The sequence below is a fragment of the Variovorax xiamenensis genome (assembly GCF_050916385.1).
Classification (GTDB): Bacteria; Pseudomonadota; Gammaproteobacteria; order Burkholderiales; family Burkholderiaceae_C; genus Variovorax.
Map to the genome: position 1 here is coordinate 745,577 of NZ_CP139038.1, position 11,521 is coordinate 757,097.

Annotated in this window: 12 protein-coding genes; 7 read left to right on the top strand and 5 right to left on the bottom strand. The window is 68.4% G+C overall.

Features of this window, described 5'->3' with window-relative positions; genetic code table 11:
• Positions 1-3: 3 nt before the first annotated feature.
• Positions 4-351 (bottom strand): hypothetical protein, encoded by a 348-nt coding sequence (locus SFB74_RS03250; RefSeq protein WP_432729226.1) that lies wholly within the window; start codon positions 349-351, stop codon positions 4-6.
• A 131-nt stretch (positions 352-482) separates the two neighbouring features.
• Between SFB74_RS03250 and argS the strand changes: the two genes are divergently transcribed.
• The 7 genes from argS (at position 483) to SFB74_RS03285 (ending at position 8,659) form a co-directional block, all read left to right on the top strand.
• Positions 483-2,168 carry an arginine--tRNA ligase gene (argS, locus tag SFB74_RS03255; RefSeq protein WP_432729227.1) on the top strand — a complete coding sequence of 562 codons (1,686 nt, stop codon included), beginning with the start codon at positions 483-485 and terminating at the stop codon, positions 2,166-2,168.
• A gap of 11 nt (positions 2,169-2,179) precedes the next feature.
• Positions 2,180-2,953 carry an SPOR domain-containing protein gene (locus SFB74_RS03260; RefSeq protein ID WP_432729228.1) on the top strand — a complete coding sequence of 258 codons (774 nt, stop codon included), beginning with the start codon at positions 2,180-2,182 and terminating at the stop codon, positions 2,951-2,953.
• Between the two features lie 153 nt (positions 2,954-3,106).
• Positions 3,107-3,754, top strand: coding sequence for a thiol:disulfide interchange protein DsbA/DsbL (locus SFB74_RS03265; protein ID WP_432729229.1), 648 nt, complete (start codon positions 3,107-3,109; stop codon positions 3,752-3,754).
• Between the two features lie 153 nt (positions 3,755-3,907).
• Positions 3,908-4,624, top strand: coding sequence for a lipopolysaccharide transport periplasmic protein LptA (gene lptA / locus SFB74_RS03270; RefSeq protein WP_432729230.1), 717 nt, complete (start codon positions 3,908-3,910; stop codon positions 4,622-4,624).
• Positions 4,621-5,415, top strand: a complete 795-nt coding sequence (gene lptB, locus SFB74_RS03275) for an LPS export ABC transporter ATP-binding protein (protein ID WP_432729231.1) — start codon at positions 4,621-4,623, stop codon at positions 5,413-5,415. Before lptA ends, lptB begins: the two co-directional genes overlap by 4 nt.
• 21 nt (positions 5,416-5,436) lie before the next feature.
• Complete coding sequence (gene rpoN / locus SFB74_RS03280; RefSeq protein WP_432729232.1) at positions 5,437-7,044, top strand: RNA polymerase factor sigma-54; 1,608 nt, start codon at positions 5,437-5,439, stop codon at positions 7,042-7,044.
• Positions 7,045-7,057: 13 nt separating this feature from the next.
• On the top strand, positions 7,058-8,659 hold the full coding sequence (locus SFB74_RS03285) for a phospholipase D family protein (protein WP_432729233.1): 1,602 nt from the start codon (positions 7,058-7,060) through the stop codon (positions 8,657-8,659).
• 262 nt (positions 8,660-8,921) lie between these two features.
• Here the strand turns inward: SFB74_RS03285 and SFB74_RS03290 are convergent, their stop codons facing one another.
• From SFB74_RS03290 to SFB74_RS03305, 4 genes are all read right to left on the bottom strand, one after another.
• Positions 8,922-9,569 (bottom strand): LysE family translocator, encoded by a 648-nt coding sequence (locus SFB74_RS03290; protein WP_432729234.1) that lies wholly within the window; start codon positions 9,567-9,569, stop codon positions 8,922-8,924.
• A 33-nt stretch (positions 9,570-9,602) separates the two neighbouring features.
• Positions 9,603-10,247, bottom strand: coding sequence for a YceI family protein (locus SFB74_RS03295; RefSeq protein WP_432729235.1), 645 nt, complete (start codon positions 10,245-10,247; stop codon positions 9,603-9,605).
• Positions 10,248-10,323: 76 nt separating this feature from the next.
• On the bottom strand, positions 10,324-10,917 hold the full coding sequence (locus SFB74_RS03300; RefSeq protein ID WP_432729236.1) for a YceI family protein: 594 nt from the start codon (positions 10,915-10,917) through the stop codon (positions 10,324-10,326).
• A gap of 14 nt (positions 10,918-10,931) precedes the next feature.
• Positions 10,932-11,510: a cytochrome b gene (locus SFB74_RS03305; RefSeq protein ID WP_432729237.1), complete on the bottom strand. Its 579-nt coding sequence runs from the start codon at positions 11,508-11,510 to the stop codon at positions 10,932-10,934.
• Between the last annotated feature and the right edge of the window lie 11 nt (positions 11,511-11,521).

Consider the following 11,521-nt stretch of genomic DNA (forward strand, 5'->3'; position numbering starts at 1 on the left):
GTTTCAGGCCTTGGCTGCGTCAGCGGTGCACTTCTTGATGAAGCTGTTCTTGGCGGCACCGGCGAGGGCCTTGCCGTTCTTGTCCACGGCCTTGGCCGCGCATGCGGGACCTGCGGCTGCCTTGGCTTCCTTCTCGCACTTCTTGATGGAGCTGGCCTTGGCGGCGCCGGCGAGGGCCTTGCCGTTCTTGTCCACGGCCTTGGCGTCGCAGCTGGCGCCGGCGGCGGGGGCTGCTGCGGCAGGGGCGGCAGCGGCGGGGGCTGCGGCCGGTGCGGCGGCCTTGTCTTGAGCCTGTGCTGCGCCGAAGGAAAGGCAGGCACCGAGTGCAAGCAGGGAAAGGAGCTTCTTCATGGTGATATGTCCTCGCTAGGTTGAGTTGTGACAGGTTCCCCGCCTCGGGGCCGACCATCGTAACGGGCCAAGTCAACGATCGGATGACCATCGTCAACTGCGCCCGGGTTTGCCCCCGGTAAAATTTCCGGATGCTATTGGTCAAACAGGAGCTGCTCGCGGCGCTCGCGAACACGCTCGAATCCCTCTCGCCCGGCGCCGGCTCCAAGGCCGCGTTCGAGTCGCCCAAGATGGCTGCGCACGGCGATTTCGCCTGCACGGCAGCGATGCAGCTCGCCAAGCCGCTGGGGCGCAAGCCCCGCGAACTGGGCGAGGAATTGAGCGCCGCGCTGCTCGCCACCCCCGCGTTCGCCCAGTGGGTCGACGCCATCGAGATCGCCGGGCCCGGCTTTCTCAACATCCGCCTGAAGACGGCCGCCAAGCAGCAGATCGTGCGCGAGGTGCTGTCGGCCGGGAATACTTTCGGCCAACAGCCGGCCACCGGCGAGAAGGTGCTGGTCGAGTTCGTCTCGGCCAACCCGACCGGTCCGCTGCACGTGGGCCACGGCCGCCAGGCCGCGCTCGGCGACGCCATCTGCAACCTGCGCGCCTCGCAGGGCGAGAGCGTCTGGCGCGAGTACTACTACAACGACGCCGGCGTGCAGATCCAGACGCTGGCCAACAGCACGCAGCTGCGCGCGCGCGGCTTCAAGCCCGGCGACGCCGAGTGGCCCAGCGGCGAGAAGGCGCCTGCATACAACGGCGACTACATCGCCGACATCGCGGCCGACTTCAAGGCGAAGAAGACCGTCAAGTCGGAAGACCGCGAAGTCACCGCCAGCGGCGACATCGAGGACATCGACGCCATCCGCGAGTTCGCCGTGGCCTACCTGCGCCGCGAGCAGGACCTGGACCTGCAGGCCTTCCGCGTGCGTTTCGACCAGTACTACCTGGAGTCCAGCCTCTACACCAGCGGCCGTGTCGAGGACGCAGTGCGCAAGCTCGTGGCCGCCGGCAAGACCTACGAGCAGGACGGCGCGCTGTGGCTGAAGTCGACCGACTACGGCGACGACAAGGACCGCGTGATGAAGAAGCAGGACGGCACGTACACGTATTTCGTGCCCGACGTCGCGTATCACATCGCCAAGTGGGAGCGCGGCTTCCACAAGGTCATCAACATCCAGGGCACCGACCACCACGGCACCATCGCCCGAGTGCGCGCCGGCCTGCAGGCGGTCGGCGAGGGCATCCCCGAGGGCTACCCCGACTACGTGCTGCACACCATGGTGCGCGTGATGAAGGGCGGCGAGGAGGTCAAGATCAGCAAGCGCGCCGGCAGCTACGTCACGCTGCGCGACCTGATCGAGTGGACCAGCACCGACGCGGTGCGCTTCTTCCTGCTGAGCCGCAAGCCCGACACCGAGTACACCTTCGACGTCGACCTCGCGGTGACGAAGAACAACGACAACCCGGTCTACTACGTGCAGTACGCGCATGCGCGCATCTGCTCGGTGCTGGCCGGCTGGGGCGGCGACGCCGCCGCGCTCAAGGACGCCGACCTGTCGCCGCTGGAGAGCCCGGCCGCCCAGGCGCTGATGCTGCTGCTGGCCAAGTACCCGGCCATGCTGACCGCCGCGTCGAAGGACTTCGCCCCGCACGACGTCACCTTCTACCTGCGTGAACTGGCAGCCAGCTACCACAGCTACTACGACGCCGAGCGCATCCTGGTCGACGACGAAAAGGTCAAGCTGGCCCGCCTGGCGCTGGTCGCCGCGACCGCGCAGGTGCTGCACAATGGCCTCGCGATTCTCGGCGTCAGTGCGCCGAGCAAGATGTGAACTCCCTCACCATGAAGAAGACAAGAAGTCAACGCGGCAACATCGTCATCGGCCTGATCATCGGGCTGGTGCTCGGCCTGGGCGTCGCGCTGGGCATCGCGGTCTACGTGACCAAGGTGCCGATCCCGTTCGTGACCAAGACGCAGCGCGGCGGCGCCGAGCAGGACGAGGCCGAGGCCCGCAAGAACCGCGACTGGGACCCGAACGCGCCGCTGGCCGGCAAGGCGGGTGCTCCCAAGCCGGCCGCGCCGGCTGCCCCGACCGGTCCGGTCAACCCCGTCACCGGCGAGCCGGCCACCGGCAACACCGCCGCGGCCCCAGCCACCGCTTCGCCCAACACTGCGCCCCCGGTGCCTGTGGTGGTGGCGCCCAAGCCGCGCACCGCGCCGGTGCCGGCCGAGGCCAACGCCCTGCCGTCGTCGAACGATCCGCTGGGCGACCTGGCCCGGGCCCGATCGGGCAGCGTCTCCGGCTCCGGCAGCACGACCACCGCGTCGGCCGCGCCGAGCAGCAGCAGCGGCAACGCAGGCAGCAGCTCCGGCCCCGATCCGTTCATGTATTTCGTGCAGGCCGGCGCCTTCCGCACCACCGAGGACGCCGAGGCGCAGCGCGCCAAGCTGTCGCTGATGGGCGTCGAGGCCAAGGTCACCGAGCGCGAGCAGGCGGGTCGCACCGTCTACCGCGTGCGCGCCGGCCCCTTCAACAAGAAGGACGACGCCGACCGCCTGAAGGAACGGCTGGACGGCGGCGGCATGGATTCGGCGCTGGTCCGCGTGCAGCGCTGATCCGGCGGGCAGCCGACACGAATAGCCCCTAAGCTTCGCCGCGCGGCGTTTGCCGCCACCATTCATCGCCTCGGGCGCGCCAGTTGAACAGGGGAGTGGAACTCCCCGCGGCGCGCCGGCTCAGTCTGCCGTACCAACTGGAGAACCCTTTCAATGAAACGTCGTGACTTTTCGCTGGCCGCCACTTCGCTCGGGCTGATGTCCCTGGGTGTCACCACGGCCCATGCCCAGGCGCGTGTGCCCAAGGCCGGTTCCGAGTACCTGGTGCTCGACAAGCGCGTTCCCGTCGACGCGCCCGCCGGCAAGGTCGAGGTGGTCGAGTTCTTCTCGTACAACTGCCCGCACTGCAACGACTTCGAGCCGACGCTGGAAGCCTGGCTCAAGACGGTGCCCAAGGAAGTCGCCTTCCGCCGCATTCCCGTTCCATTCGTGGGCAACGACGTCGAGGCCAAGCAGCGCCTGTACTACACGCTCGAAGCCATGGGCAAGGTCGACGAGTTCCAGCCCAAGGTGTTCAACGCGATCCACGCGCAGCGCCAGAACGTGAACGGCGACGCCAACATCATTGCCTGGGCCACCGCCAACGGCCTGGACGCCACCAAGTTCAAGGAAACCTTCACCTCGTTCGGCGTGGCCAGCAAGGCCAAGCGCGCCTCGCAGATGACCGATGCCTACAAGGTGGCCGGCGTGCCGGCGATGGCCGTGGCCGGGCGCTGGTACGTGGATGGCGAGACCGCCGGCAACATGACCAAAGTACTTCAGGTCGTGAACTATCTGATCGGCGAGGCGAAGAAGGGCTGAGCCCGGAAAACCCGAGCCGTGCCGCGCTGTTGCGCGGTGTTTCTGGTAGAAAGCCAGAAGGAAAGTCAAGCCCGCTTCGGCGGGCTTTTTCATCTGTGCGTGCGGGGCAGAAGCACTCAGCCGCATACAATGCTCAGCAAGTTTCGTGCCTCTATGACATTGCACTCCTACCCCACCACCCCCTTCCTGCGTCGCATCGGCCGCCTGGCCGCCGGCGCGCTGCTGCTGGCAGGCCTGGCCTCGGGAGCCGTGGCCGAGACCGCCGACCGCTCCAAGCCGATGAACATCGAGTCGGACTCGATGCGCTACGACGACCTGAAGCAGACCAGCGTGTTCACCGGCAACGTTTTGGTGACAAAGGGCACGATCATCATCCGCGGCGCGCGGCTGGATGTGCGCCAGGACGCCGAGGGCTACCAGTACGGCGTGGTCACCGCGGCACCGGGCAAGCGGGCCTACTACAAGCAGAAGCGCAATGCGCCCGACGAGTGGATCGAGGGCGAGTCGGAAGTCATCGAGTACGACAGCCGCGCCGACAACGTCAAGTTCATCCGCAACGCGACCATGCGCCGGCTGCTGGGCGCCACCCCGAACGACGAGAGCCAGGGCGCGCTGATCGTCTACGACCAGAGCAATGACACCTACACCGTCAACGGTTCCACCGTGCCGCCGAACACCGCCGTGAACGCCTCGGCCCCGGGCGGACGCGTCAGGACCATCCTCACCCCCAAGGCCGCCACCGCCCCGGCTGCCGGCGCCTCGGCCCCGGCCGGTGCGAAGGCACCGCCGCCGGCTCCCACCCCGGCGCCCGGCAAGGGCCTGCGCCAGAGCACCACGCTCGGCAGTGACCAGGGAGACACGCGCAAGTGATCGAATCCGCAGGAACGCAGGACGCCAACGGCGCACCGGGCAGCCGCCTGGTCGCGCGCGGCCTGAAGAAGAGCTACGGCAGCCGCACGGTCGTCAAGGACGTCTCGCTCGACGTGCAGAAGGGCGAAGTCGTCGGGCTGCTCGGGCCGAACGGCGCCGGCAAGACCACCTCGTTCTACATGATCGTGGGCCTGGTGCGCGCCGACGCCGGCGACATCACCATCGACGGCGAGCCGATCGCCCACATGCCGATCCACCGCCGCGCCCGCATGGGCCTGAGCTACCTGCCGCAGGAAGCCTCGATCTTCCGCAAGCTCACGGTCGAGGAAAACGTGCGCGCCGTGCTCGAGCTCCAGAGCGAGCCCGACGCGAACGGCAAGATGGTGGCCCTGTCGAAGGAGCACATCGAGGAGCGCCTGACCGACCTGCTGGCCGACCTGCGCGTCGACCACCTGCGCGATTCGCCTGCGCTGGCGCTGTCGGGCGGCGAGCGCCGCCGCGTCGAGATCGCGCGCGCGCTGGCCACGCAGCCGCGCTTCATCCTGCTGGACGAGCCCTTCGCCGGCATCGACCCCATCGCGGTGATCGAGATCCAGCGGATCATCAGCTTCCTGAAGGAGCGCGGCATCGGCGTGCTCATCACCGACCACAACGTGCGCGAGACGCTGGGCATCTGCGACCACGCCTTCATCATCAGCGACGGGCACGTGCTGGCACAAGGCACGCCTTCGGAGATCGTCGACAACGCCGAGGTACGCAGGGTGTACCTGGGCGAGCACTTCCGCATGTAAGGGGCGGGGGCGGTTTCCACCATGAAGCAAGGGCTGTCCCTTCGCGTTTCGCAGCATCTGGCACTCACGCCGCAGCTGCAGCAGTCGATCAGGCTGCTCCAACTCTCCACGCTCGAGCTGAGCCAGGAGGTGGAGCAGATGCTCGACGAGAACCCCTTTCTCGAGCGCACCGCCGAGGAAGCCGTGCGCGAGGAATTCGGGCTCGAGACGGCGGACGCTCCGATCCCGCGCGACGACGGCGGTGACGGTGGCGAGGGCGGCGAAAGCGACTTCGCGCCCACGGCGCCCGGCCCGGCCGCCACGACCTCTTCCGAAACCAGCTCCACCGCGGCCGCCGACTCCGACGGCCCCGCCGCCGAAATCGCCGAGCGCGAGCCCGACTGGGAAGGCGATGGCACCGTCGACATGGCGCCCGACGACAGCGAATGGGGCGGCGACGCCCCGGCGCGCCAGAACAACGCCGGCGACGACGATCGCGCCGATGCCACCGAGCTCGCGCGCAGCCAGGAGTCGCTGCAGTCCTTCCTGCACCGCCAGGCGCTGAGCCTGCGGCTGAGCGAGAACGACAGCGCCGCGCTGCGCTTTCTCATCGAATCGCTCAACGACGACGGCTACCTCGAAGACTCGCTGCCCGCGCTCGCCTCGGGCCTGGCCGGCGACGACAACGACCAGTTCGACGACCTCGTGCACCACTTCCAGGTGGCGCTCGGCCTGCTGCAGAGCCTGGAGCCCGCCGGTGTCGGCGCGCGCGACCTGGGCGAATGCCTGAGCATCCAGCTGCGCGCCATGGCCAGCGACGACGAGACCGAGGAAGAAGAGCAGGTCCGCAAGACCGCCATCGCCATCTGCAAGCAGCCGATGGAGCTGCTCGCGCGCCGCGACTTCAAGCGCCTTGCCACGCTCACCCGCAGCAACGAGGAGCTGGTGCGCTCGGCGCTGCAGGTCATCGCGCGGCTGGAGCCCAAGCCGGGCCGCAGCTTCGTCGACGTCGAGCGCAACATCATCATTCCCGACGTGATCGTCACCAAGACGGGGCGCGGCACGAACGTGAAGTTCCGCGTCATGCTCAACCCCGAGGTCATGCCGCGCCTGCGCGTGCACGACATCTACGCCGGCGCGCTCAAGTCGCACAAGGGCGAGGGCAGCCAGGCGCTGTCGCAGCGGCTGCAGGAGGCGCGCTGGTTCATCAAGAACATCCAGCAGCGCTTCGACACCATCCTGCGCGTGAGCAACGCCATCGTCGAGCGGCAGAAGAGCTACTTCGTGCACGGCGAGCTGGCCATGCGTCCGCTGGTGCTGCGCGAGATCGCCGACGAGCTGGGCCTGCACGAATCGACCATCTCGCGCGTGACCACCGCCAAGTACATGGCCACGCCCTTCGGCACGGTCGAGCTCAAGTACTTCTTCGGCTCGGCGCTGGGCACCGAGACCGGCGGCAACGCATCGAGCACCGCGGTGCGCGCGCTCATCAAGCAGTTCGTCGGCTCCGAGAGCGTGAAGAAGCCGCTGTCGGACAGCCAGATCTCCGAGATGCTGAAGGAGCAGGGCATCGAGTGCGCGCGCCGCACCGTCGCCAAGTACCGCGAGGCGCTGCGCATCGCGCCCGCCAATCTTCGCAAGGCCCTGTAGAAAGACACCGCCGATGAACCGAGGCCTGATGTCGCGCTGTGGGCATTGGGTCTTCGCCATGGTGGCGGTGCTGCTGCTCGCAGGCTGCGCCACGCTGCCCGACGAGGCACCGCGCACACCCACCAAGGCCATGGCCGTCTCGGCCGACACCGCGCTCGGCAAGATCGCGCTGGCTTCCCAGCCCGACCCCGACCTCAGCGGTTTCCGCCTGATGCCCGGCGGCGACTTCGCCTTCGACACCCGCATCCAGCTGGCCCGCCGCGCGCAGCGCACGCTCGACGTGCAGTACTACCAGATCGAGAACGACGAGACCGGCCGCTACCTGCTGCGCACCCTGCGCGACGCCGCCCAGCGCGGCGTGCGCGTGCGGCTGCTGATGGACGACCTCTACACCTCCGGCGAAGACGAGCTGCTGCTCGGCCTCGCCGCCACGCCCAACGTGGAGCTGCGGCTGTTCAACCCCTTTCCGGCCGGGCGCGGCAGCCTGCTGAAGCGCTTCACCGCCTCGCTCTTCGACTTCAGCCGCGTCAATCGCCGCATGCACAACAAGCTCTTCATCGCCGACGGCGCGATGGCGGTGGCTGGCGGGCGCAACATCGGCAACCAGTACTTCAGGCGCACCGCGGGCGAGAACTTCATCGACCTCGACACCTTCGTCACCGGCGCGCTCATCCCGCGCCTGGGCAGCCTCTTCGACCAGTACTGGAACAGCGTCTACGTGCGGCCGATCCAGTCGGTGGCCGGCAGCAGTCTCTCGCGCGAGGAGCTGCAGAAGCGCTTCGAGCTCGCCACCGGCCCCGACACCACGCCGCCGCCGCCGAAGCCCGCGCCCAACGACCTGCTCGGCTACAGCCCGATGGCGGAAGACCTCGACGCCGGCAAGCTCGGCCTGATCTGGACCACCGCCGAGGCGTATGCCGATTCGCCCGAGCGCGTGATCGGCAAGACAGCTTCCTACGGCGGCGTGCCGCTGCTCGACGTGGACAGCGTGCGCTACAACGTGGTCGAGCAGATGCGCCGCGCCCGCTCCGAGGTGACCATCGTCTCGCCCTACCTGATCCCCGGCGCCTCGGGGCTGGAGGTGATGCGCGAGATCCGCGGGCGCAACGTGAAGATCAGCGTGGTCACCAACTCGCTGGCCGCCACCGACGAGCCGCTGGTGCACACCGCCTACCGCCGCTACCGCCCCGACATGCTGAAGCTGGGCGCCGACCTCTACGAGCTGAGCACCACGCGCACGCGCAGCAGCGTGCGGCTGGGCCTCTTCGGCACCTCGGTGGGCCGGCTGCATGCCAAGTCGGCGGTGATCGACCAGCGCATTCTTTTCGTCGGCTCGATGAATTTCGACCCGCGCTCCGAAACGCACAACACCGAGATCGGCCTCTTCATCCGCAGCCCCGAGATGGCGCAGCAGGCGCTGAAGCTCATCGACGTGCTCAAGCAGCAGGGCGCCTACAGGCTGCGCTTTGCCGAAGGCAGCAACGAGTCGCGCATCGAGTGGGTGAGCGACGACGCCGGCAAGCTCACCGTGCTGAGCGAGGAGCCCGACTCCCGCTTCTGGGACCGGACCATGCTCGAGATACTGGCGCCGCTGACGCCCGAGAGCCTGCTCTAGGGCGAATCGACATTCAAACGTGGCCGCGAAGGACGAATGCCGGGCGCAGTGCAAGGCGCGGGGAGCGCCGCGTAGCTCGGCTACGCAAGCGAGCCGCAACGCCGCAATGCGCCCGGCATTCGTCCTTCCCTTCGGGTTGGCCCGCCTTGCACCCGCCTGCTTTGTCGGCCGGCTTGACCAGAGATGACTCTGGCCTGCGCCGCCCTGCGCACATCCGGGTGCAAGGCGAGCCAACGCGGCCACGTTTGAATGTCGATTCGCCCTAGGTGCCGCGCACGGCCGACCACACGAGCCGCAGCCCGAGCAGCCCCATCACGCCGCCCGCAGCGCGGTCGATCCAGACCTTGTAGCGCAGGTAGGCCGAGCGCGGCGCCGCCGACGACAGCGCCAGCGCGACGATCGAATACCAGCCCGTCTCGATGCAGAAGATGACCGCCGGCACGGCCAGCGCCAGCACCAGCGGCACCTCGCGCGGCAGGAAGGCCGCGAAGATGCTGGCGTAGACCACCGCCGTCTTCGGGTTGCTCACCTGCGTGGCCAGGCCCAGCAGGAAGGTGCGTTTGCTCCGACCCTGCGGACGCTGCGAAGGGTCAGTGGCCTCCTGCGCCACTGCCAGCGGCTGTCGCGCGCCGCGCCAGATGCGAAAGCCGAGGTAGACGAGGTAAGCGCCGCCCAGCCCCTTGATCGCCAGGTAAAGCGCCGGCACCGCAAGAAACGCCGCCTGCAGCCCCGCCAGCGCGGCGATCGAGAAGGCCAGCCCGCCCGCGCCCATGCCCAGCGCCGCCGCGAGGCCGTCGGCGCGCGAAGTCACGGCGGTGCGCGCCACCATGACGAAGCTGGGGCCTGGGCTCATCGCGCCTACGGTCATGGCGCCGGCGATGCCGAGAAGGGCGAGGGTGGTGTCCATCATGGCCTTGTCTCCATTCGGTGCGAGTTCATTGCGTCATTGCACGTTGACCGCTTCGACCTGCACCAGCAGCTTCACCTTGTTCTCGAAGCCGAAGTTCAGGCCCCAGGTGATGCCCCAGTCGCTGCGCTCCACGGTGGTCTCGAAGTCGCCGCCGCACACCTGGCGGTTGATCAGCGGGCTCAGGTAGCAGTTGAAGCGCACGGCCTTCAGCGTCACCGGCTTCGTCTGGCCCATCAGCGTGAGCTTGCCGGGCACGTCGACCACCTTGTCGCCGGAGAACTCGATGCGGTCGGCCACGAAGCGGCCGGTCGGAAACTCGGCCACGTTGAAGAAATCCTTGCTCTGCACGTGGCGGTTGAGCAGGTCGACGCCGGTGTTGATGGAGCTGATGTCCATCGTGATGTCGACCTTGCCGCTGCTGCCGGTGCCGTCGATCTGCACCGAGCCGTCCTTGGTGCTGAAGCGGCCCCGGTTGGTGGTGGTGCCGTAGTGGCCCATCTCGTACATCACGAAGGTATGCGTGGGGTCGATCACGTAGTTGGCGTTCTTCGCCGGGCCGCCCGCGGGCTTGGCGGCCACCGGCGGCGCGGTGTATTCGGGCTGCTGGGGCAGTTGCTGCGCCGTGGCGGTAGCGAACACGACGGCCGACACGGCCGTGGCGAGGAGGAGCTTCTTCATGGCATTGCCTGCTTGGGTCATGAAAGAGAGAGAAGAAAACCGGGTGAGGGAAGGGCGGGAGCGGCCGGGCGGCGGTTCACAGCGGCCCGAGGCCCGCGAGCGTGAACTTGAAGCGCACCTGCACCTCGTTGCCGACCACCGAGGTGTCGGTCCATTCGCCTTCGCCGATCTTGTAGTCGAGCCGCTGGATCGTAAGGCTTCCGCTGGCCACCGAGTAGTTGCCGCCGGGCGCCGGCGCGATGCTGACGGGCACCGTCACCGGCCGCGCGACGCCCTTGATGGTGAGCTTGCCCGCCATCTCGAACCTGCCCTCGCCCAGCGCCTTGATGGCGCTCGACTGGAAGCTCGCCTGCGGGAAGTGGGCCGAGTCGAACCACGGCTGCTTGGGCAGCTCGGCGTCGCTCATCGGAATGCCGAAGCCCGCGCTGGTGGTGTCGATGTGCAGCACCACGCTGCCGCCCTCGGGCTTCTTCGGATCGAAGGCGACCTGCGCGTCGAACTTCTTGAAGGAGCCTTCCACGGGCACGCCCATCTGCTTCGTGACGAAGACGATCTGGCTCTTGTCGGCGACGAGCTTCGCGCCGGACGCGGTCGCGGGCTCGGCGCCGGCGGGCAGCGCCGTTGCAACCAGCAGCAGCGGCAGGGAAAGACGAGAAAGAAGGGAACTCATGATCGAACAGATTCCTAGCGTGGCCCGGGCCACATGCGTTTGAGCAGACCGTCGCGGTCGATCCAGTGATGCTTGAGCGCCGCCGCCACGTGCAGCAGCATGACGCCCGCCAGCGCGAAGGCGCAGTTGCGGTGCAGCGGCTGCAGCACCGCCTCGGCGAAGTCGTGGTCGGCGGGCACGAAGTCGGGCAGCGCCAGCATGCCGAACCACGACACCGGCATGCCCATGGCCGAGCTGTACGCCCAGCCCGACAACGGCACCGCGAAGAACAGCAGGTACATCAGCGTGTGGCTGACGCGGGAGCCCGCCTTCTGCAGGCCCGACATGCCCGGCGGCAGCGCCGGCGGGCGATGCCCCAGCCGCCACAGCAGCCGCAGCGCCGACAGCGCGAGGATGGTGACGCCCGCCCACTTGTGCCAGTTGTAGACCTTCAGCCGCAGCGGCGAGAACGGCAGCCCCGTCATGTAGAGCCCCACGCCGAACGAGGCGACGATCAGCACCGCGAGCAGCCAGTGCAGCGCGATCGCGAGCGGGTCGTAGCGCAGGCCGCGCGAGCCGGCGGCAAGGGAGGTGGAGGGCATGTCGGTGGACATCGGAGGCAGGG